This window comes from Roseburia sp. AF25-13LB, assembly GCF_003478915.1.
Lineage (GTDB): Bacteria > Bacillota > Clostridia > Lachnospirales > Lachnospiraceae > Roseburia_C > Roseburia_C amylophila.
In genome coordinates this window covers 1-21,734 of sequence record NZ_QUFO01000010.1, presented here as the reverse complement: position 1 = coordinate 21,734, position 21,734 = coordinate 1, and the positions used below count along the sequence as shown (strand labels likewise).

At 42.6% G+C, this 21,734-nt stretch carries 21 protein-coding genes and 1 tRNA gene; 18 read left to right on the top strand and 4 right to left on the bottom strand.

The annotated features are described in order from the left end of the window. Positions 1-70: 70 nt before the first annotated feature. From DWY37_RS12665 to DWY37_RS12655, 3 genes are read left to right on the top strand one after another with little or no spacing between them, the layout of a single operon-like run. Positions 71-1,834, top strand: a complete 1,764-nt coding sequence (locus tag DWY37_RS12665; RefSeq protein ID WP_118541087.1) for a sensor domain-containing diguanylate cyclase — start codon at positions 71-73, stop codon at positions 1,832-1,834. Between the two features lie 37 nt (positions 1,835-1,871). Beyond that, positions 1,872-2,231 (top strand): hypothetical protein, encoded by a 360-nt coding sequence (locus DWY37_RS12660; RefSeq protein ID WP_022244320.1) that lies wholly within the window; start codon positions 1,872-1,874, stop codon positions 2,229-2,231. Beyond that, positions 2,215-3,078 carry a DUF4300 family protein gene (locus tag DWY37_RS12655; RefSeq protein WP_243092112.1) on the top strand — a complete coding sequence of 288 codons (864 nt, stop codon included), beginning with the start codon at positions 2,215-2,217 and terminating at the stop codon, positions 3,076-3,078. Before DWY37_RS12660 ends, DWY37_RS12655 begins: the two co-directional genes overlap by 17 nt. Positions 3,079-3,234: 156 nt before the next feature. Here DWY37_RS12655 and DWY37_RS12650 read toward each other — a convergent pair whose 3' ends face one another. From DWY37_RS12650 to DWY37_RS12640, 3 genes are read right to left on the bottom strand one after another with little or no spacing between them, the layout of a single operon-like run. Then, the gene (locus tag DWY37_RS12650; protein WP_118541085.1) at positions 3,235-4,143 is read right to left on the bottom strand and encodes a TlpA disulfide reductase family protein; all 909 of its coding nucleotides are present in this window, start codon (positions 4,141-4,143) and stop codon (positions 3,235-3,237) included. Between the two features lie 34 nt (positions 4,144-4,177). After that, complete coding sequence (locus tag DWY37_RS12645; RefSeq protein WP_118057573.1) at positions 4,178-5,092, bottom strand: 4Fe-4S binding protein; 915 nt, start codon at positions 5,090-5,092, stop codon at positions 4,178-4,180. Next, positions 5,085-5,225, bottom strand: coding sequence for a CD1871A family CXXC motif-containing protein (locus DWY37_RS12640; RefSeq protein ID WP_330417618.1), 141 nt, complete (start codon positions 5,223-5,225; stop codon positions 5,085-5,087). Before DWY37_RS12640 ends, DWY37_RS12645 begins: the two co-directional genes overlap by 8 nt. 101 nt (positions 5,226-5,326) lie before the next feature. Here DWY37_RS12640 and DWY37_RS12635 point away from each other — a divergent pair, with 101 nt between their 5' ends. Genes DWY37_RS12635 through DWY37_RS12625 form a run of 3 tightly spaced genes read left to right on the top strand, consistent with a single transcriptional unit; the run spans position 5,327 to position 8,157 of the window. Further along, on the top strand, positions 5,327-6,007 hold the full coding sequence (locus DWY37_RS12635) for a response regulator transcription factor (protein ID WP_022244316.1): 681 nt from the start codon (positions 5,327-5,329) through the stop codon (positions 6,005-6,007). Then, positions 6,004-7,146, top strand: a complete 1,143-nt coding sequence (locus DWY37_RS12630) for a sensor histidine kinase (RefSeq protein ID WP_117842080.1) — start codon at positions 6,004-6,006, stop codon at positions 7,144-7,146. The genes DWY37_RS12635 and DWY37_RS12630 overlap by 4 nt, the downstream gene beginning before the upstream one ends. A 51-nt stretch (positions 7,147-7,197) precedes the next feature. Next, entirely contained in the window at positions 7,198-8,157 is a 960-nt protein-coding gene (locus DWY37_RS12625; RefSeq protein WP_158575686.1) for a cation diffusion facilitator family transporter, read from the top strand. A gap of 74 nt (positions 8,158-8,231) precedes the next feature. Here the strand turns inward: DWY37_RS12625 and DWY37_RS12620 are convergent. Then, positions 8,232-8,317, bottom strand: a tRNA-Ser gene (locus DWY37_RS12620). 181 nt (positions 8,318-8,498) lie between these two features. Between DWY37_RS12620 and DWY37_RS12615 the strand changes: the two genes are divergently transcribed. The 12 genes from DWY37_RS12615 to DWY37_RS12560 all read left to right on the top strand — a co-directional run bounded on the left by DWY37_RS12615 (position 8,499) and on the right by DWY37_RS12560 (position 21,382). After that, on the top strand, positions 8,499-10,412 hold the full coding sequence (locus DWY37_RS12615; protein ID WP_118541081.1) for an OPT family oligopeptide transporter: 1,914 nt from the start codon (positions 8,499-8,501) through the stop codon (positions 10,410-10,412). 87 nt (positions 10,413-10,499) lie between these two features. Further along, complete coding sequence (locus DWY37_RS12610; protein WP_022244312.1) at positions 10,500-10,862, top strand: PqqD family protein; 363 nt, start codon at positions 10,500-10,502, stop codon at positions 10,860-10,862. Next, positions 10,862-12,304: an aminoacyl-histidine dipeptidase gene (locus DWY37_RS12605; protein WP_117697860.1), complete on the top strand. Its 1,443-nt coding sequence runs from the start codon at positions 10,862-10,864 to the stop codon at positions 12,302-12,304. The genes DWY37_RS12610 and DWY37_RS12605 overlap by 1 nt, the downstream gene beginning before the upstream one ends. Before the next feature lie 108 nt (positions 12,305-12,412). After that, on the top strand, positions 12,413-13,486 hold the full coding sequence (locus DWY37_RS12600) for a 6-phosphofructokinase (RefSeq protein WP_118544559.1): 1,074 nt from the start codon (positions 12,413-12,415) through the stop codon (positions 13,484-13,486). Positions 13,487-13,506: 20 nt separating this feature from the next. Continuing rightward, positions 13,507-15,069 carry a DNA polymerase III subunit gamma/tau gene (gene dnaX, locus DWY37_RS12595; RefSeq protein ID WP_118541079.1) on the top strand — a complete coding sequence of 521 codons (1,563 nt, stop codon included), beginning with the start codon at positions 13,507-13,509 and terminating at the stop codon, positions 15,067-15,069. A 21-nt stretch (positions 15,070-15,090) separates the two neighbouring features. After that, positions 15,091-15,447 (top strand): YbaB/EbfC family nucleoid-associated protein, encoded by a 357-nt coding sequence (locus DWY37_RS12590; RefSeq protein ID WP_022244308.1) that lies wholly within the window; start codon positions 15,091-15,093, stop codon positions 15,445-15,447. 26 nt (positions 15,448-15,473) lie between these two features. Next, positions 15,474-16,070, top strand: coding sequence for a recombination mediator RecR (recR, locus tag DWY37_RS12585; protein WP_022244307.1), 597 nt, complete (start codon positions 15,474-15,476; stop codon positions 16,068-16,070). Positions 16,071-16,110: 40 nt separating this feature from the next. After that, positions 16,111-16,947, top strand: a complete 837-nt coding sequence (locus DWY37_RS12580) for a transketolase (RefSeq protein ID WP_117842076.1) — start codon at positions 16,111-16,113, stop codon at positions 16,945-16,947. Beyond that, complete coding sequence (locus DWY37_RS12575; protein WP_022244305.1) at positions 16,935-17,882, top strand: transketolase family protein; 948 nt, start codon at positions 16,935-16,937, stop codon at positions 17,880-17,882. Before DWY37_RS12580 ends, DWY37_RS12575 begins: the two co-directional genes overlap by 13 nt. A gap of 153 nt (positions 17,883-18,035) precedes the next feature. Beyond that, on the top strand, positions 18,036-19,376 hold the full coding sequence (locus DWY37_RS12570) for a LysM peptidoglycan-binding domain-containing protein (RefSeq protein WP_118541077.1): 1,341 nt from the start codon (positions 18,036-18,038) through the stop codon (positions 19,374-19,376). 81 nt (positions 19,377-19,457) lie between these two features. Continuing rightward, entirely contained in the window at positions 19,458-20,669 is a 1,212-nt protein-coding gene (locus DWY37_RS12565; protein ID WP_118541075.1) for a DUF5711 family protein, read from the top strand. Continuing rightward, positions 20,666-21,382, top strand: coding sequence for a CvpA family protein (locus DWY37_RS12560; protein ID WP_118541073.1), 717 nt, complete (start codon positions 20,666-20,668; stop codon positions 21,380-21,382). The genes DWY37_RS12565 and DWY37_RS12560 overlap by 4 nt, the downstream gene beginning before the upstream one ends. Positions 21,383-21,734 lie beyond the last annotated feature (352 nt).

The following is a 21,734-nucleotide window of genomic DNA, read 5'->3' as shown; positions in this document are numbered from 1 at the left end:
GTGCATACCTGATAACAGGAAGCAGAATGAGAAGAGAAATAAGATTTTCGGGTAGTTGTGAGGACAGAAAATGCGGATACAAAAGAGAAAAATAATATTGCCAGTCATGGTATTACTGCTTGGGATGACTGCTTTGGGAGCTGTATTATATGGAGTAGGAAATATACAGCAAAACAATAGCAGAAAAATGGCGAATCTGAATGCAATGGTATATTCTGAGCGGATAAAGTCTGATATTATACAGGAAGTTGGAGTTACAAAAGCTTTAAAGCAGCTTCTGGTCAGTGAAAATGGCAGGATTAATAAATTTTCAGAGGTGGCAGAGGATATGATGATGGGTTCCGCCCAGAGTATCCAGCTTGCACCGGATGGTGTAGTAACAGAGGTATATCCGGAAGAGGGCAATGAAGCCGGAAAAATCGACTTGTTCAATGATGCAGACAGGGGAGAAATTTCCCGTTATGCCAGAGATAACCATATTGAAATTATGCAGGGACCGTTTCAGTTAGAGCAGGGTGGATACGGAATGGCAGTACGAAATCCGATATACCTGAAAAATGAAAACGGAGAAGAAGAATTCTGGGGATTTACCATTGTAATTATCCGTGTACCGGATGTTTTTTTTGATTCATTAAAAGCACTTTCGGATTTTGACTATGATTATACGTTATCAAAGACCGTTTCCCCATGGGATACAACATATGAAGAAGTATGTAGCTCAGGAGCAATTCTGACGGATCCGGTTGCTTATGAATTTGAAGCAGTTGGAAGTCAGTGGAAACTGGAAATCATGCCAAAGGCAGGCTGGTCGAATTATGAGCACTTTTATGGACTGCTGGCTGGCGGACTGTTGATTGTTCTGCTGCTGACGGGACTTGTCTCTATGATTCTGGCTTTGGATGAGCATAAAAATAGATTTAAAAAGCTGGCTGTAACCGATGTATTGACCAGAATCAATAACAGGCATGGATTTGAGGAGCAGGTAAGACAGTATTTGAAAAAGTATCCGGAAGCTTCCTGCGTGGCAGCGCAGTTTGACATTGATGATTTCAAATTTATTAATGACATATATGGACATGAATCCGGAGACAAGGCATTACAGATATTAGCAGAAAGCATGCGGAAATCGTTCCCGGAACATGCAGTGCTTGGACGGAAAGGTGGAGATGAATTCTGCATTTTCTTAGATAATTGCACCGGAGAAGAAGTAAGGGAAAAGCTGGAGCAGTTTACAAAAAAGAAGCGTTCTTTCTGGTATGAAGGTGAAAAAGTGACATATACTATTTCCCTGGGATATGCAGAGTATCCGTTGCAGGGACAAAACTATTCACGGTTGATGCGCTGTGCAGATGCAGCACTTTATGAAGTAAAGCTTGACGGGAAAAATGGCTGTCTTCAGTATCGGGAAGGAATTGGACTTGAAATCAGAAAGCAGCTTGGATTTGCATTGAAGGATGTTTCGGAAAATCTTCCGGGAGCATTTATTATTTATAAAGCAGATAAAGAAAATGATGAAATTCTTTTTGCGAACCATGAGATGATCCGTCTCACCGGATGCAGGAACATGGCAGAACTGCAGGAGTATACAAAAGGAAGCTTCCGTAACCTGATTGAAGAAGGAGAAAGAGAGCAGGTTGAAGAAAGTATCTGGCAGCAGATAGGGGGAGGACATTCCAATGATTATGTACACTTCCATCTGCGGAAAGCAGATGGAACCTCACTGAGGGTGCTTGACCATGGCAGAATTGTGGAAAATGGACGATACGGCAGAGTGTTCTATGTACTGATGGTGGACTGGAATTCTACAAAGCGGCATTACAGGGATGTATTTTAAAGACTGTAAAATATGATAAAAAAGAAAGAGGTATAGGATGATGAAGAAAAAATTAATCACTATCGTAATGGGAATGGTATTTTGGGCTGGATTATTTGGAGGATGTGGCCAGACAGAGGTGAAGCAGGATAATGCAATCACAAATAGCAGCGAAGAGGGAAAAGAAGAAGGAACAGCAGAAGAAAAAGAATTAACAGGAACCATTGATGAGATAAAGGATTTTATGTTTGTTGTGACAGATGAGAATGATACGCCATATAGTTTTACTTTTGAAGAAAAACCGGAGGGATTGGAAAATGTCAGCAATGGAGATACTGTAACGGTAAAATATACAGGAACAATTTCTGAGGTAGATCCGTTTGAGGGAGAGGTATTATCTGTTGAAAAGGCAAAATAAAATCAAAACAACAATGAGATTGTCAGCAGCAATGGTATTCCTGTCCATGCTGCTGTGTGCCTGTACAGAAGCATCGCAGAATCAGGAGATGCCGGCTGCAACATATATGGGAGGAAAAGACACCATTGCCGGGATTTGTGAAGAACTGGAATCAGCAGGAGCTTCCCATGTAGATACATTTCGGGAATGGACGACTGATTTCGCGGATACTGCCGGAAAAAATGCCGGACTGGAGGATAGCTGGTCAGATCCCGGAAAAATGAAAGCAGATATTGGAAAATGTATGGATGGCTGGGAACAGAACCATGACTATTCGGATGCTGATTGCAGAATGACAGCGTTTCTTCTGCTGGATGGTGTGCTCCGTGCAGAATCGACAGAAGACAGCTATGAGGGTACCTACTTAATGTTTGATACAGAAGCAATAGATAATGTGGACAGGTATGAAAGCATAAAAGAGAATAAAAATATGTTCACCACACTCTATGGAGAAAAAAGTGTAACAGATGGCAGTCACCCGGAAAATACATTTTCCGATAGTTGGAAACATTATGGATTTCAAGTGGATAGTGACAGGCTCTCTCTTCTTAGCATAGTAATATATGACCCATACTCGGATGTTGTTTTTGTGGGGCATACCGGTGTTCTGATAAAGTACAGTGACTATTATTTGTTTATAGAAAAAATCGCTTTTGAACAGCCGTATCAGGCAACAAGGGTGCATAATATGGATGAATTGCTCGATATTATGTCACTAAGACCGGAATATTTTGGAGAAGAGGGTGAAGCAGGTCCCTTTGTTTATTGTAATGGAGAATATCTCGGAACATTAAAGAAAAATATTTAAAGAAGTAAATATTTTACAACTTATGTTGAACCGGAGTAAAAGTCAGATAGATGTAATTTGCAAAAAACCGCCGCCTCATCGTTTGGGAAAGAACGATGGGCGGCGGATATCATATAACCAGAATGACTGCAATGGAACTGCAGCCACAGGGGCGTTTTATTTATTGGCACCGTCAGCATCAATTACAGATTGAATCTGTTTCATCAGGGTATCATAGTTGTCCTGATTATCAATTCCACCGAGCATCGGATCGCCCACAATATTACCATTTCTATCGACTAAAATTGTGGTAGGGAATGCCATAATATCAGAAGCATATTTACCTGCATCTGAAGCAGAGTCAATGGAAAGATTGCGGTATGCTGCCCCCTGGCTTTCCAGAACAGCTGCAGCTTCTTTGATGGCATCCTCGTTTCCATCAAAGGTTTCTGTATTGATTCCAATTACCTCTCCTCCCATGGATTTGATGGTATCATTTAATTCATTAAGTTTTGACAGCTCGGCAACACAAGGCTTACAGCCGGTAAACCAGAAATTAACGACAGTTACTGCATTTCCGGAAAACAGGCTTTCGTCAACAGAATTACCATCATAATCCTGACCGGAGAAATTCCTGAAAGGAGAGGTATCGTCAGAATTATCCTTCTGGGAGGCATTGTCAGATGCTGTATTGTCCTTTTCAATTGCTGCTATCTGTTCCTCGATTTTTCGAATCGTTTCAATATCATCTGTAAGAGTTTTTAATTCATCTTCTGTAAATGAGTCTTTATTTGATTCGACGGTGGCAGCCAGATAGTCGGCGTAATTTCCGCTTGGATCAGCAGTACTTTTATTCATCATGCCAAATGCTTTGTTCCATGCATCTTCATGATCAGCAAAGAGCTGATTCTCCTGCTGATATAAATCATCCAGCGTAGTGTTGGAACTGCCGGAAACTTCAGAGCCGGCTTCGGTCTGGGTATCGCGGGAAGCATCTGTGTTTGAAGTTCCTTTTCCGCTGCAGGCTGTAAACAATAATGCTGTACAGAGGGTAAAAATAGAAATAACGGTTCTTTTTGTTTTCATGAATAATTTCTCCTTTGAATAATTGATAATAAAATTAATGGTTACTTTTTTGAATATTGTTGTCTACGGATGCTCTTTTTTCACATGGCATGCCCATAAACTGATAGTGGATGGCATCTTTAGGGCAGGCTTTTATACATGCTCCGCATCGTATGCATTCCGGATGATCCGGGGTCTTGAGCACATCAACATCCATTTTACAGGCATTGGAACATTGACCGCATCCGACACATTTACTGTTTTCAACCTTAATTTTAAGAAAGCTGACCTTGTTAAACAGTGAGTAGATTGCCCCGAGAGGACAAATCCATTTGCAGAAGGGTCTGTAAAACAAAATACTTAACACAACAACTGTAATTAAAATAAGGCATTTAAAAGAAAAAAGCTTTCCCAGTGCAGATCGTATGGCAACATTTCCCAGTGAAAGAGGTATAGCCCCTTCCAGAACGCCTTGAGGACAAATGTATTTGCAGAAGAACGGATCCCCCATCCCAATGGAGTTCGTTACAAACATTGGCAGAAGTATAACGAAAACAATAAGGATAAGATATTTCAGGTATCTTAGTGGTTTCAGCCGGGCTGTAGAAAATTTTTTCCCGGGAATTTTATGGATTAAATCCTGAAACCATCCAAACGGACACAAAAAACCACATATAAATCGCCCAAGTGTCACACCGAGTAAAATAAAAAATCCTGTTATGTAGTATGAAAATTTAAATCGCGATGAACCGACAACTGCCTGAAAAGCTCCGATAGGACAGGCTCCGGATGCAGCGGGACAGGAATAACAGTTTAATCCGGGTACACATACCGTTTTAGCACTGCCCTGATATATTTTACCCTTGAATAAATTGGGAATATGAATATTAGTAAGCAGCGTGGCAGCTGCCTGTATCCATCCACGTATTCCGGCAGCTCTTTTTGATATTATTTTTTTATTCTTATCCAATTCCGACACACTCCAGACATAATTTTATTGCTTTGCCAAATACGGCAGCTGCTTCACCTCTGATTGCACCATAGCTGACCATAGTGATACCGGTGATAAGCAAGGCAATTTGAGATATTTTTTGACACTTCAAGATATTGTTGCTCCTTTCATTTATTGAATTTATTGACCTGCTGACCTGGGTATTATACAATAGCAGTTGTAAAATTTTTGTTAAGAAACAGGTGAAAGCTTTTGAGATTATTAATAGTTGAAGATGAGAAACAAATATGCGACACAATTGCAAAAAGTCTGTATGATGCCGGTTACGAGGTGGATACCTGCTATGACGGGGAAGAGGCACTGGAATGCATTCTGGCGGAGGATTATGATTTGATTGTTCTGGATCTGAATCTGCCGGGTATGGATGGAATGGACATTTTAAGGGAACTTAGACAGAAAAATGAGGAGACGAAGGTCCTGATATTATCTGCAAGAGGACAGATTGCCGATAAGGTTGAGGGACTGGATGCAGGTGCAAACGATTATATGGAAAAACCGTTTCATTTGCAGGAACTTGAGGCACGTATCAGAAGCCTGACAAGAAGAAAATTTGTGCAGAAGGATATATGCCTGGAAAGTGGTGAAATTAAGTTCAATACGATAAGACGCGAGGCATATGCAAAAGGGAAAATGGTTCCCCTGACAAGAAAAGAAAATGGTATTCTGGAATACCTTCTTCTTAATCTTGGCAGACCGGTCAGCCAGGAGGAACTGATAGAGCATGTCTGGGATGCATCCGTGGATAGCTTTAGCGGCTCCATCAGAGTGCATATGTCGTCACTCAGAAGAAAACTAAAGTCCGTGCTTGGATATGATCCGGTTTTGAACAAGGTGGGAGAGGGGTATAAAATACGAGAGGAGTCCGATAAATGAGAAGAATGTCGCTGCAGTGGAGGCTTACCTGTATCATTACATTATATATTGCGGTAATATGTGGATGCCTGACTATGCTGGTCTATAAAAACGGTGTGTATTATATGGATTCCCTGCAGGAGACTGTTGATGCACAGGGAGATGGGAATGGAAATGAATCAGACGAAATATATATCAGTATTCCGGAAGACAAGTGGGACGAATTTGCAAATGATTTTTCGGTCCAGGTATATAACAATAAGACGGATTACAAAAAAAGCAGCCTGATAATTTCAGCTTTATTGGCGCTTCTTGGTGGAGTGGCTACATATTTTATAAGTGGGCGTGCCCTCAGACCGATTAGAGAGTTTTCGGATAAAATCGAAGAAGTACAGGCACAGAATCTGGCAGATTCACGGATAGAAGAGAATCAGGTGAAAGAACTGAACCAGCTTAGTGCTTCATATAACAAAATGCTTGAACGCCTTTCGGATGCCTTTGAGATACAAAGACAATTTACCGCAAATGCAGCACATGAGCTTCGAACCCCGCTGTCTTTAATGCAGGTACAGCTTGATTTATATAATTCCGCCAGACATCCGGGCAATGATACAGATACTTTACAGACGATAAAGATGGTTACGGAACAGAATGACAGGCTCAGCAGGATGGTAAAGACACTTCTTGACATGAGCGAACTTCAGACGGTGGGGAGAGATGAGAAAATTGCAGTTGACGCTCTCATTGATGAAGTGCTGGCAGATTTGGAACCTCTTGCACAGGAAAAAAATATAAAGCTTGCTGGAAAATGCAAGAATACAACAATGGTCGGAAGTGATATTCTTATTTACAGGCTGGTATATAATCTTGTTGAAAATGCAATAAAATATAATCATTCAGGTGGACAGGTTACAGTTACTGCGTATCAGAAGGAAAAGCATGTTTATCTGTCAGTAGAGGATACAGGAAGCGGAATCCCGGAGGAACTACGGGAGCGCGTGTTTGAACCATTCTTCCGTGTGGATAAATCCAGAAGCAGGGAACTGGGGGGCGTAGGTCTGGGACTTGCTTTGGTTCATGAAATTGTGAGAGTGCATGATGGCAGTATAACAGTTAAGGCCAGTCCGTCTGGAGGGACGATTTTTGATGTGATTTTTTAAAGAGAATATATCTGATGTGCTTTTGAACAGCCAGGAATGGGAGGAAAGAAAATGCCGGAACGAAAAATAGTCCGTACAGCCAATGAAGATTTACCGGTAATTAAGGAAATGAATGCAGCCAGTAAAATGAAACTGGAAAAAAGAATGATAAACCTGTCCTTTATTGGAAGCGTACTCTTTGTAGCAGCAGAAGGAGTTATGGCATATATCAGTCATTCCCATGCAATATTGATGGACTGCGTATTTGATGTGACAGATTTAATAATGATAGGACCGTTTCTGGTGCTGGTGCCACTGTTGTACCGGCCGGTAACGGAACGCAGACCATATGGATTTTCCCAGGTGGAATCTTTATTTCTGGTAATCAAGTACAGTGTGCTTTTAGTAGTTACCATCCAGCTTTTAATTGACAGTGTTCAAAGCATCCTGCATGGTGGACATATGGTAAATGCCAGCCAGCTTGCAGGCTTTGAGTTTGGCGTATTTGCCGGCTGCCTTGTCATTTATTTCCTGCTTCATTATTTCAGTAAACGGTATGCATCCGTAGTGGTAAAAGCGGAAATGTATAACTGGAAACTGGATGTAGTCAGCAGTTTTGGCGTATCCGCCGCATTCTTCGGACAGTTCCTTCTGCAGAAGACACCGTACGAATGGCTGGCACCGTACATAGACCCGGTAGTAGCAATTGTGATGGCATTAATCTTAATTGTAGAACCGGTGAAAATGATATTGCATGGACTCAGGGAGCTGGTGCTCTTTGCACCGGAGCAGGAAGTGATGGACCAGATACGTTCCATAGCAGAACAATATATGCAGACCTGTTCCTATACGATAGAATTTTTGGATGTCATCCAGACCGGACGAAAAACCTGGGTGGAAATATACATAGACAGTCCCAATGATATTATTACAATGCAGTCCCTCACCAGAATCAGAAATGGAATCCGGGAGGAATTAAAGAAATACTTTGATCAGATTTATGTGGAACTGATACCGGATTTGCCGGAATAAAAATAATACCGGACACAGGTGCCGGAGTGTATAAAAAGTGCCGATGGAATATTCCACCGGCACTTTTTATGAAACGGAGATGGCGGGATTCGAACCCGCGTGCCCCGGAGGGCTAACGCATTTCGAGTGCGCCCCGTTATGACCACTTCGATACATCTCCAGATAAAAAAGAGTGCATACACTTTGTTGGATTCGTGTGGTAAAGTGTTTTGCACAATAACATATATATCATACAATATTTTCCTGCCGGATGCAAGCAGATTTCATTGACAGACTTGGAAAATACCCGTATAATATTATTTATATTGGTTATAGTGACCATAACTAGGAGGATTAGACAAATGAATAATGAAAAAGAGTTCAAGCCGTATATTCCGGCAGACAAAGTTTTGCCGGAACTTACGCCAGTCTCTATTATTCTGGGTATTCTGCTTGCTGTAGTTTTCGGTGGGGCAAACGCATACTTAGGACTTAGAGTAGGAATGACAGTGTCGGCATCCATACCGGCAGCGGTAATTTCCATGGGAATTATCCGCGTAATTTTAAGAAGGGACTCCATTCTGGAGAATAACATGGTACAGACCATCGGTTCTGCCGGAGAGTCTCTTGCAGCAGGAGCAATCTTTACACTCCCGGCTCTGTTCATGTGGGCAGAGGAAGGTGGTACAAGCATGCCATCTTTAGTGGAAATCGCATTAATTGCATTAATCGGTGGTGTCATCGGAGTTATGTTCATGATTCCACTTCGTAGTGCATTAATCGTACAGGAGCATGGAAAGCTTCCTTATCCGGAAGGAAAAGCCTGTGCAGAAGTACTGGTAGCCGGAGAAGAAGGCGGAGCAAAAGCAAGTACCGTATTTGCCGGTCTGGGAATTGCAGCAGCATACAAATTCATCACAGATGGTTTGAAAGTATTCCCGAGTGAAGTGACTTATGAAATCAAATCTTACAAGGGTTCCGGAGTCGGAATGGATGTACTTCCGGCACTTCTTGGAGTTGGTTATATCTGTGGAGCCAGAGTATCTTCCTACATTTTTGCGGGTGGAGTAATTGGCTGGTTCGTACTGATGCCGTTAATCGCACTCTTTGGTGCAGACCTTACCATTTTCCCGGCAAGCGTTCCGGTATCTGAACTTGGCGCATCAGGAATCTGGTCAAACTATATCCGTTACATTGGAGCAGGAGCAGTTGCAGCAGGCGGAATCATCAGCCTGGTAAAGAATCTGCCACTTATCGCAAAGACCTTCCGTCAGGCATTAAAGAGCTACGGAAGCAAAGGAAATGGCGACAACAGCCGTCTCAATAAAGATATTCCAATAAATATCGTAATTCTTACGATTGGAATCATGGCTATTATCATGTGGCTGGTTCCGGCAGTTCCGGTAAGCCTTCTTGGAGCAATTATTATCGTAATCTTTGGATTCTTCTTTGCAACCGTATCATCCAGAATGGTTGGTATCGTAGGAAGTTCTAATAACCCGGTATCCGGAATGGCAATTGCAACACTGCTTATCACAACTATGATTTTAAAAGCAACCGGAACCATCGGAATGCCTGGAATGGTAGCTTCTATTGCAATCGGTTCTGTCATCTGTATCATCGCAGCAATCGCCGGAGATACATCACAGGATTTAAAGACCGGTTATCTGGTAGGAGCAACACCTTGGAAACAGCAGGTTGGTGAAATCATCGGTGTAGCAGCATCTGCTATTGCAATCGGTGGAGTATTATATCTGTTAAATGCAGCATGGAGCTATGGTTCCTCAGCAATCCCTGCACCGCAGGCAACCTTGATGAAGATGGTAGTAGAAGGAGTTATGGGCGGAAACCTTCCTTGGGTACTGGTATTTGCAGGTGTTGGTATTGCAGTAGTAGTAGAAATCCTTGGAATTCCGGTATTGCCATTTGCAGTAGGTCTTTACCTTCCGATTTACTTAAGCACACCGATGATTGTTGGTGGATTAATCCGCTTATACTTCGATAAGAAGAAGGGTGAATCTGAAGAAGAGAAGAAACGAAAAGTGGAAAATGGAGTGCTTTATTCATCCGGTCTGATTGCTGGAGAGGGTCTGGTAGGAATACTCCTTGCAGTCTGCGCAGTCATTCCATTCAAGGGAGAGACCTTTGCAGATGCATTTAACTTATCTGCAATATTCGGTTTCAGCTTAGGAAACATTGGCGGACTGGTATTCTTTGCATTACTTGCCGTAACTTTAATCCTTTTCATCCGTGGAAAGAAGAAAAAAGAAAATTAAAAACAGAATAAAGTAGTTCTTACATCTGCCGTCTTGCGAAAAGGCGGCAGATGTTTTATACTGCTAGCGAAGATAATAGGAGGCAATATGGCAAAGAAAAAAGACAATTATTTAGATTATATCCCACGTCCGAATACATTATTTGAATGTAATAAGAACAAAGATGGCAAAATAGAAATAAAAATGCATAACAAAGGTGTGTTTAACAAAATCGCACAGGTGTTATTTAAGAAACCGAAATACAGCTATATCGAGCTGGATGAATTCGGCAGCTTCGTGTGGGAGCAGATGGATGGAAAGAAAACCATCTATGAGATTGGTACACTGGTAAAAGAAAGATTCGGTGACAAGGCAGAACCTCTTTACGAGAGACTGTCCCAGTATATCAAGATTTTGCATAACAACCATTTTATCGTATATGAGAATAAATTAAGAAAGAAGGAATCATAATGAGCGCATTAGCAGGCTTAGAACCAAAAGAGGTATTTCATTATTTTGAAGAAATCAGCAATATTCCCCGTCCATCCTATAAAGAGGAGAAAATCAGCAATTATCTGGTAAACTTCGCAAAGGAACGGAACTTAGAATATTATCAGGATGAAGTAAAAAATGTCATTATCATCAAAGAGGCAGCACCGGGCTATGAAGACGTTGCACCACTGATGATTCAGGGACATATGGACATGGTGTGCGAGAAAGAACCGGGCAGCACCATTGATTTTGAAAATGACGGACTGACACTGGAAGTAAACGGAGATTATATCAGTGCAAAAGGAACAACCCTTGGCGGCGACGATGGAATTGCAGTTGCATACGCACTGGCAATCTTAGACTCTGACAGTATTGCGCATCCGCGTATCGAATTTATCTGTACCGTGTCCGAAGAGGTTGGCATGGAAGGTGCCGTAGCACTGGATGTTTCCCACTTGAAAGCAAAGAAGCTTCTGAACCTGGATTCTGAAAATGAAGGAATCATGCTGGTAAGCTGTGCCGGTGGATGCAGCACCGTATGTGAGCTTCCGGCGGAATGGGAAAAGAGCGCAGGAAATCTTGTTTCTATTCATGTGGCAGGCTTAAAGGGCGGACATTCCGGCGTGGAAATTGACAAAGGAAGAGCCAACTCCAACATTTTACTGGGAAGAATTCTTTTGGAATTAAAAGATGAATATCATTATCAGATAGCAGCATTATCCGGCGGAAATAAGCAGAATGCCATTCCAAGAGAAAGTGCAGCAGAGCTTATGGTACAGGAAGATGCCACACAGCTTGTCCATAAAATAGAAGAAATTGCAGAGAAAATCACCCATGAATTTTCCACCAGTGATCCGGATATTCAGATATCCGTAGCAGTAGAAGAAAACTGTGAGAAGGAAGTATTAACAGAAGCTGCGGCAAGAAAAACAGTGCTTTTAATCAACCTGCTTCCAAATGGAATTCTTCGCATGAGTGATGACATCAAGGGACTGGTAGAGACTTCTTTAAACCTTGGCGTTCTGACTCTGGAAAAAGACAAGCTGACTCTGCAGTATGCCGTAAGAAGTGCAGTGGGAACCGCAAAAGAATATCTTTTGAAACGTATTGCTGCGCTGGTGGAAGAGTTTGGCGGAAGAGTCACCAATACCGGTAATTATCCTGCGTGGGAATACCGCAGGGATTCTGTACTCCGGGATGATATGGTCCGCATTTTCAAGGAAATGTATGGAAAAGAGCCGACCGTAGAAGCAATTCATGCCGGACTTGAGTGTGGCATTTTAGCAGGTAAGATTGACGGACTGGATGCTGTCTCCATCGGACCGGATATGATTGCCATTCATACCACAGAGGAGAAATTAAGCATTTCTTCCACAAAGAGAGTATGGGATTATATCTTAAAAGTAATTGCCTGTAAATAAATTGCTTAAGCGGGCATTATAGCTTGTACCCTAAAAAAAAATATATTATAATATATTTTGGATGTGTGGGCGTATGCACAACAATAAGCAAAGAAAGGGATGCAGCAAATGAAAAGAATAGGTATGTTGACCAGCGGCGGAGACTGTCAGGCATTAAATGCAGCAATGCGCAGCGTGGTAAAAGGATTAAGTCATAATGTGGATGAGTTGGAAATCTACGGTTTTTATAATGGTTACAAGGGATTGATTTATGGCGATTACCGTCTGCTTACATCAAAGGATTTTTCAGGAATCCTTACCAAGGGCGGAACTATCTTAGGTTCTTCCAGACAGCCATTTAAACTGATGCGTGTGCCGGATGAGAACGGGCTGGATAAGGTGGAAGCAATGAAGCAGACCTATCATAAACTGAAACTGGATTGTCTGGTAATCCTTGGCGGAAACGGAACACAGAAGACTGCCAATCTCCTTCGGGAAGAGGGATTAAATGTCATCCATCTGCCGAAGACCATCGACAATGATATCTATGGAACAGACATTACCTTTGGTTTCTATAGTGCAATCAATGTAGCATGTGCAGCTATTGATTGTATACACACAACAGCAGCATCCCATAATCGTGTCTTTATCGTAGAAGTCATGGGACATAAAGTGGGCTGGCTGACCCTGTACGCAGGTGTTGCCAGTGGCGCAGATATCATATTACTGCCGGAAATTCCATATGATATTGATAAAGTCATCGAAGCAATAGATAAGAGAACCAGGGATGGAAAAGGCTTTACCATTCTTGCGGTAGCAGAGGGTGCTATTTCCAAGGAAGATGCAGCACTTTCCAAGAAAGAATACAAAGAGAAGTTAAAGAATTATAAATATCCGTCTGTATCCTATGAGATTGCAGACCAGATTGAGAAACGCAGTGGCACCGAAGTACGTGTAACTGTACCGGGCCATACCCAGCGCGGTGGCAGTCCATGCCCATATGACCGTGCACTCTGTACACGGCTTGGTGCAGCAGCAGCCCAGGCAATCATTGATGAAGATTACGGATACATGATTGCGATGATTAATGATAAGACAAAGCGTGTTCCACTGAAGGATGTGGCTGGCAAGTTAAAGACTGTTGACCCGGATTGTCAGATGATTAAAGAAGCAAAGACCATTGGAATCAGCTTTGGAGATTAAGAGAAGCGAGGATGGAATAGATGTCATACATGGCACTTTACCGTAAGTTCCGCCCACAGGAATTCGCGGATGTCAAAGGACAGGAGCATATAGTAACAACCTTAAAGAACCAGATAAAGGCAGACCGTATCGGCCATGCATATCTGTTCTGTGGAACGAGAGGAACCGGTAAGACAACTATCGCAAAAATATTTGCCAAGGCAGTCAACTGCGAACATCCCGTAGATGGAAGCCCTTGTGGAGAATGTGCAAGCTGTAAAGCAATTGCGGCAGGAAGTTCCATGAATGTTATCGAAATTGATGCGGCATCCAATAACGGCGTAGATAATATCCGTGAAATCCGGGAAGAGGTAGCATACCGCCCGACAGAAGGAAAGTACAAAGTTTATATCATAGACGAGGTGCACATGCTCTCCATCGGAGCCTTTAACGCATTGTTGAAGACCCTGGAAGAGCCGCCTTCCTATGTCATTTTTATACTGGCAACCACGGAAGCCCATAAGATACCGATTACGATTCTTTCGAGATGTCAGCGGTATGATTTCCGGAGAATTTCCATTGAGACCATATCAGACCGCCTGATGGAACTGATGGAAAAGGAAAATGTGGAAGTGGAAGAACGGGCAATCCGCTATATTGCCAAAGCGGCAGACGGATCTATGCGGGATGCCTTAAGTCTTTTAGACCAGTGCATCGCCTTTTATCTGGGACAGAAGTTGACCTATGACCATGTGTTAGAGGTGCTGGGTGCTGTAGATACGGAAGTCTTTTCTAAATTACTGCGGAAAGTGCTGGCAGAAGATGTGGCAGGAGCCATTTCGCAGTTAGAAGAGCTGGTCATCGAGGGAAGAGATTTAGGACAGTTTGTCAATGACTTTACCTGGTATTTAAGAAACCTGCTTTTGTTAAAAGGCTCAGACGATATGGAAGAAGTCTTAGATATGTCTTCTGAGAACATGGCACTTTTAAAAGAAGAAGCCCAGTTGGTAGAAGCAGATGTGCTGATGCGGTATATCCGGATTTTCTCCGAGCTGTCCAATCAGGTAAAATATTCTTCCCAGAAACGAATTTTAATAGAAATTGCAATTATAAAATTATGTAAACCTGCAATGGAGACCAACATGGATTCCATTACAGACCGGTTAGCAAAGTTAGAAAAGAAGATGGAGCAGGGAATTCCCATGGCAGCACCGGTGAATACCGCGACACAGCCGGCCGAGGCAGCAGCACCGGTCAGCCGTCCGCCAATGCCAAAAGCAATCCCGGAAGATGTGGAACAGATTGTAAAGAACTGGAATTCCATTCTACCGAAGATGAGCGGCGTGGTGCGCACCTATCTTAAGTCGGCACATTTAAGTCTTGGCGGGGATGACCGTCTGATGATTGTATTGGATGACCCGGTTGCAGCAGGCTACGTGGAAGAGGAAGACCACAGAAATGAAATCCGACAGGTGATTTCTGATTATATAGAAAAAGAAGTGGAGATTCAGATTCAGCAGAATCAGTCGAATCGTCCGTTTGAAGAATCCTATGTGGATTTGTCACAGATAATCAATATGGATATAACCATTGAAGATGAATAAAATACAGGAGGAAATGGAAACATGGCAAAAAGAGGCGGAGGATTTCCGGGCGGAATGCCGGGAAATATGGGAAACCTTATGAAACAGGCACAGAAGATGCAGCGCCAGATGGAAGAGGCATCCAAGGAGTTAGAGGAGAAAGAAGTAACAGCCGCAGCAGGTGGCGGTGCAGTTGAGGTTACAGTCTCCGGTAAGAAAGAAGTAACCAAAGTAAAGATTGATCCGGAAGCAGTTGACCCGGATGATGTAGAAATGTTAGAAGACATGATTATGGCAGCAACCAATGAGGCACTGCGCCAGATTGAAGAATATTCCCAGCAGTCCATGTCCAAGATTACCGGTGGCATGGGTGGACTTGGCGGCGGATTCCCATTCTAATCAGCTGAAGGAGAAGAGGAAGCAGAATGGACTATTACAGCAGTCAGATAAGCCGTCTGATAGAACAACTTTCCGGCTTGCCGGGAATTGGACCAAAGTCGGCGCAGAGACTGGCATTTCATATTTTGAATATGCCGGAAGAAAATGTGGAAAAATTAAGTCGTTCCATATTAGATGCAAGACAGAATATACACTACTGCAAAGAGTGCCTGACCCTGACCGATGATGAACTCTGCCCGATATGCAAAAATCCCCAGCGGGATCACAGCGTAATCATGGTAGTAGAGGACACCAGGGATCTGGCAGCTTATGAGAAAACTGGAAAATATGAAGGAGTATATCATGTACTTCATGGGGCAATATCTCCGATGCTTGGAATCGGACCGAATGACATTAAGCTCAAGGAGCTGATACATCGGCTGGAGGGTGATGTAAGAGAAGTCATTATTGCCACCAATTCAAGTTTAGAGGGAGAGACAACAGCAATGTATATCAGCAAGCTGGTGAAACCGACCGGAATCAAGGTCTCAAGAATTGCCAGCGGCGTCCCTGTGGGAGGGGATTTGGAATACATTGACGAGGTAACATTACTTCGCGCGTTAGAGGGACGTGTGGAGTTGTAATGGATACAAACAAGCTTATTCATGAGAAAGGTTAAGTAAAATGACGAATGCAGAGTTGGAAAAAAAGGCAAATGAAGTAAGACAAAGTATTGTTACGGCATTGCACAGTGCAAAATCCGGACATCCAGGCGGATCACTTTCCGCAGCAGATATTATGACATATCTGTATTTTGAAGAGATGAATGTGGATCCGAAGAATCCGAAGATGGCAGACCGCGACAGATTTGTGCTGTCGAAAGGACATGTAGCTCCGGCATTATATTCTGTACTGGCACACAAAGGATATTTTCCGGTAGAAGATCTTGTGACACTGCGTCATACAGGTTCTTATTTACAGGGACATCCGGATATGAAACATATTCCGGGTGTTGATATGTCTGCAGGTTCCTTAGGACAGGGACTGTCCTGCGCAGTAGGAATGGCACAGGCTGGTAAGATGGATGATAAGGATTACCGGGTATATGCAATGTGTGGTGATGGTGAGATTCAGGAAGGACAAATCTGGGAAGCTGCCATGTGGGCAGGCGCACATCACTTAGACAACCTGACTGTAATCGTAGATAACAATAACCTTCAGATAGATGGAACGGTAGAAGAAGTATGTTCTCCATATCCGATTGATAAGAAATTTGAAGCATTCAATTTCCATGTAATCAATATCAATGGAAATGATATGGAAGAAATCCGTAATGCCTTTGCAGAAGCAAAGAAAGTAAAAGGCATGCCGGTTGCAATCATCGCAAAGACCACCAAAGGAAAAGGAGTTTCCTTTATGGAAAATCAGGTGGGCTGGCATGGAAAAGCTCCAAACGACGAGCAGTACGAACAGGCAATGGAAGAATTGAAGAAAGCAGGTGAAGCATTATGTCAGAAGTAAAGAAGATTGCAACAAGAGAAAGCTACGGTAATGCTTTAGTAGAACTGGGCAGGGAACACACAGACCTTGTAGTATTAGATGCCGATTTGGCAGGTGCAACCAAGACGGAAATCTTCAAGAAAGCATTTCCGGAACGTTTCTTGGACTGTGGAATTGCAGAAGCAAATATGGCTGGAATCGCAGCAGGACTTTCTACCTGCGGTAAAGTTCCATTCATGAGCTCCTTTGCAATGTTTGCAGCAGGACGTGCTTATGAGCAGGTGCGTAACGCAATCGGATATCCACACCTGAATGTAAAAATCGGTGCAACCCATGCAGGAATCTCTGTAGGAGAAGACGGTGCAACCCACCAGTGCTTAGAAGACCTTGCACTGATGCGTGAAATTCCTGGAATGGTAGTGATTAATCCGAGTGATGATATTGAAGCAAAAGCTGCAGTAAAAGCGGCATATGAACATGTAGGACCGGTTTACCTCCGATTTGGCAGACTTGCAATTCCTGTATTTAACGATAACGAAGATTACAAATTCGAAATCGGAAAAGGAATCGTCTTAAAAGAAGGAAAAGATGTTACCATCTTTGCAACCGGACTGGAAGTAAGCGAGACATTAGCAGCAGAGAAAATGTTGGCAGCAGATGGCATTGATGCAGAGATTATAAACATCCATACCATTAAGCCAATCGATGCAGAATTAGTTGCTGCATCAGCCGCTAAGACAGGCAAAGTCGTAACCGTAGAAGAACATTCCATCATCGGTGGACTTGGAAGTGCTGTATGTGAAGTCCTTTGCGAGAAAGCACCGGCCAAAGTGCTCCGCATTGGCGTAAATGATACCTTTGGTGAGTCGGGCCCGGCACCGGAACTGATTGCAAAATACGGACTGGATGCAGAAAGTATCTACAAAAAGGTAAAAGCCTTTGTAAAAGAAAACTAAAAAAGACAAAAAGGAAAGCTGTCACTGAAAAAGTGGCAGCTTTTTTCGTAAAAACCTGTCAGAAACTTCATTTTTCGCCATCCATGATATGGCAAAAAATCCGCCGCCTCTGTGTTATGGTTGTCCCAGGACAAGAGGAAAGGGGCGGCAGACGTGATAGAGATTATACAACGGAAGGAAATAGAAAATTCAGCAACAGGAAATGCACCGGCAGGAAATACCGCAACAGGAAATATAGTGACAGAAAATAGAAGAACGAACGAGAAGGCGGAGGATACGGCAACGTTTCCACGAAATTTCCGCCAGATTGGGACGCCAGAGGGTGAAAAACACATTTTCATAGAAGATTATGTATACACCTATCTGCATCCGGCATTTCTCGGAATGAATGAACGGAGGGTATGCATTCTGGTGGGCAGAACCGAAACCCATGGCAAGAACACGAATATCTATGTAAATGGGGCATTTGAATTGCCGGAAATTGCATATTGTGGGACAGCTCCGGTTTTTCAGGAGAAAATCCGGACAGAAATATGCACCTTAATTAAACGCTATTTTGACGGAAGCACACTACTGGGCTGGTTTTATGATGAGAAGGGGATAGCACCCTGCCTGACACCGGAACTGGAACGGATACTGAAAAATTTCTTTGGTGGAAACAATAGACTTCTGCTGCTGTCGGATTCCCTGGAAAAAGAAGAAACGTTATACATATATGAAGAGGGAGCCGTTCATAAAAAAGAAGGCTATTATATCTATTATGAACGCAACCAGGCGATGCAGGAGTATATGATAGTATCGCGGAAAGACACACCGCAGGAAGTGAAACCGGAGGAAGTCCGGGATGAGGCATTAAAAAACTACCGGGAGCTGGTCTTAAACAGACCAAAAAAGAATTTTCAACTGCCGGCATTTCATTCACTGGTTTATGGAAGTGGTCTTCTTGTGGTCATTGCAATCATAGTTGTAGGCATCAGCATGTTCAATAATTATGAGAAAATGAAGAAACTAGAAACTGCGGTCAGTGTCATGGAACAGAAAAATGATTCATCAGGAACAGACCCTGCACCGGATACGGAAACCCAGACAAAGCTGGTCATCGAGGACCTTGCGGGACAGGTAGAACCAACAGAAAAAGAGAATGCAGAAAACTTACAGGTTGCGGACAACACGGCAGCACCGGATAACATGGCAGCACCGGACAGCACGGCAGCACAGGATAGCACGGCAGCACCGGATAACACGGCAGCACCGGATAACACCGCAGCACCGGATAATACATCTGACCAGGCAGCATCCGCAAGTACACAGCCCCAGTCCGAGGCGGAAATTATATTGCAGCAGGGCTATTATATTGTGCAGCCGGGAGACAGCATGATTTCCATCAGTAAAAAGATATATCAGGATGCTTCCCATGTGGCAGATTTGTGTGCGGCAAATGGGATTGAAAATGTCGATAATATAAAGGTTGGCGAAAAATTAATACTTCCATAAGAAAAAAATAATGCCGAAACATGGAATATAGGCTATAATCAATAGAAGAGTGAAGAGAACAGCAGGAGTTAAGAAACAGAAATGGCAGATAAAACACAGTTTCGTACCATCGAAACAGACGAAGAAGAACTGAGTACCAAAATACGGAAACATCGTTTGAAAATAATAAAAATCATATTGTTGTTGCTGGCACTGGCAGCTGTTGCAGCATTGGGGATTTTCTTTTTTCAGAAATTGCGGAAATATAATAGTTACACGGTAGAAAAAAGCGTGGAACGTCAGGACACTGCTGGAAGCCAGTTTCTTGCATATGGAAATGGTTTTATCAAATATAGTAACGATGGGGCAATTTATACCGACGCCAATGATGAAGTGTACTGGAACCAGACCTATGAGATGAAAGAACCAATGGCAGATGTCTGTGAGGATTATGTGGCATTGGCAGATAGGGGCGGAACTGAAATCTATATCATGAATCAGGCGGGAATGCAGGGCAAAATTGAGACACCGATGAACATCTCCAGAATAAGCGTAGCCAACCAGGGCGTTGTGGCAGTATGGATGGAGAGTGACGGAGAGAATTACATCCGTATGTATGACCAAAATGGCAAAAATCTGGTGTCCGGCGCATTCTATACAGAAAAAAGCGGTTATCCGCTGGATATTTCCCTTTGCAATGATGGAAAGAAATTAGCAGTGTCCATGCTCACGGTCAATAATGGAGAAGTATGCAGCACAATCAAATTCTACAATTTTGGCTCAGTAGGACAAAATGAGATTGATTATATGGTAGGAAGCTTCGACTATCCGGATGTGATAATACCACAGATAGAATTTACCGATAACAACCGTCTGGTGGCATTTGGCGATTCCAAAATTATTTTGTTCAGAGGTACCCAGAAACCGGAGCCGGATGATGAAATTGCGCTGAACCAGGAAATAAAGAGTGTATTTACCAGTGAAAATTATATTGGCATCATTTACAATAATGATGTGCAGGCAGAATCCAATACCGAAAGCACAGAAGAAAGCCGCCATATGGAAATTTATAATACCGGTGGCAAACATGTATTAAGCAAGGATTTTACCATGGATTATGAAAATGTGTACTTCCTTGGAAATGGAGAAATCTGTATCCGGAACGCCACAGAGTGTCAGATTTACAATACATATGGTGTAAAGAAATTTTCCTATACATTTGATACACCGCTGTATGATGTAATTTCAGACGGCAGCCAGAATGGTTATATATTTATAATGGAAGGAACAACAGAGAAGGTAAGACTGAAGTGAATTGGTTATTGATATGTGTGATTGGAATCCTGGTAGTATGTGCCCTGGAGGGATACTTCCGTGGATTTATAAAAATAGTATTCTCCCTGCTTGCAATGATTATCACCCTTGCAGTGGTGTCAGTTGCAGCTCCAAAGATTACAACCTATATAGAAGAAAACACAGAACTGGATGAGAGAATCATGGAGAAATGCTTAGAGCATGTGGAAAAAAATGCGCAGGACCGGCTGGACCGGGAAGCACAGGAGAAGTCCGAAGAGACCAGACAGCAGTTAGAAGAAAATGGTATCAGTGGCGGAGAACTGGATGCCCTTATGGACAAAGCGGCAGAAGCGGGAAGTGATGCGGTCCATCAGGCATTGGCAGATAGCGGAGTTTATCAGGCAATGGCACAAAAAATCACGCATTTTATCATCAGTCTGATTGCCTGCATAGTGACATATGTGGTGGTATATCTGGTTCTTCATATTATTTTGAATGTGCTGGATCTGGTGGTGAAGCTTCCGGTTCTGAAAGGAATCAACCGGTTCATGGGAATGTTGGCAGGCGGTGTGAAAGGATTTCTTATAGTCTGGGTAGCATTTTATCTGATACATATTATGGCAGCCACAGAATGGGGCACGCGGCTGGTGACATATATCGGAGAAAATGAGTTCCTCGCATTTCTCTATCAGCATAATCTTCTGGTACAGATATTTACCGGAATTTTCTAAAATGTATAATAAATTTAAAATGACATAAAAATATCAGCAAATAGATATTGTAGGATGAAAAAACAGAATCCACAATATCTATTGCTTTTTGTTGGAAACCATAAACCGCCTGAAAAAAGTGTGTAAAAAAACCGAAAAAAGGGTGTTGACATCCCGAAAATGACGTGCTATTATAAAACTCCACCGCGCAGAAAACACCTGCTGCGGCGGGAGATAAGAATTAAAAAAATGAAAAAAGTTGTTGACAAAAGCTGACAGACATGATATTCTGTAAAAGTTGCAGGTCAGCAACAAAACGCAAAGAACCTTGATAACTGAACAGTGAAATAACCTTGAAAGATTTTGAGAAAAA

Coding starts and splice junctions, on each gene's coding strand:
- DWY37_RS12665 (WP_118541087.1), top strand. CDS start 71: ATGCGGATACAAAAGAGAAAAATAATATTGCCAGTCATGGTATTACTG.
- DWY37_RS12660 (WP_022244320.1), top strand. CDS start 1,872: ATGATGAAGAAAAAATTAATCACTATCGTAATGGGAATGGTATTTTGG.
- DWY37_RS12650 (WP_118541085.1), bottom strand. CDS start 4,143: ATGAAAACAAAAAGAACCGTTATTTCTATTTTTACCCTCTGTACAGCA.
- DWY37_RS12630 (WP_117842080.1), top strand. CDS start 6,004: ATGAGAAGAATGTCGCTGCAGTGGAGGCTTACCTGTATCATTACATTA.
- DWY37_RS12625 (WP_158575686.1), top strand. CDS start 7,198: ATGCCGGAACGAAAAATAGTCCGTACAGCCAATGAAGATTTACCGGTA.
- DWY37_RS12615 (WP_118541081.1), top strand. CDS start 8,499: ATGAATAATGAAAAAGAGTTCAAGCCGTATATTCCGGCAGACAAAGTT.
- DWY37_RS12610 (WP_022244312.1), top strand. CDS start 10,500: ATGGCAAAGAAAAAAGACAATTATTTAGATTATATCCCACGTCCGAAT.
- DWY37_RS12605 (WP_117697860.1), top strand. CDS start 10,862: ATGAGCGCATTAGCAGGCTTAGAACCAAAAGAGGTATTTCATTATTTT.
- DWY37_RS12600 (WP_118544559.1), top strand. CDS start 12,413: ATGAAAAGAATAGGTATGTTGACCAGCGGCGGAGACTGTCAGGCATTA.
- dnaX (WP_118541079.1), top strand. CDS start 13,507: ATGTCATACATGGCACTTTACCGTAAGTTCCGCCCACAGGAATTCGCG.
- DWY37_RS12590 (WP_022244308.1), top strand. CDS start 15,091: ATGGCAAAAAGAGGCGGAGGATTTCCGGGCGGAATGCCGGGAAATATG.
- recR (WP_022244307.1), top strand. CDS start 15,474: ATGGACTATTACAGCAGTCAGATAAGCCGTCTGATAGAACAACTTTCC.
- DWY37_RS12580 (WP_117842076.1), top strand. CDS start 16,111: ATGACGAATGCAGAGTTGGAAAAAAAGGCAAATGAAGTAAGACAAAGT.
- DWY37_RS12575 (WP_022244305.1), top strand. CDS start 16,935: ATGTCAGAAGTAAAGAAGATTGCAACAAGAGAAAGCTACGGTAATGCT.
- DWY37_RS12565 (WP_118541075.1), top strand. CDS start 19,458: ATGGCAGATAAAACACAGTTTCGTACCATCGAAACAGACGAAGAAGAA.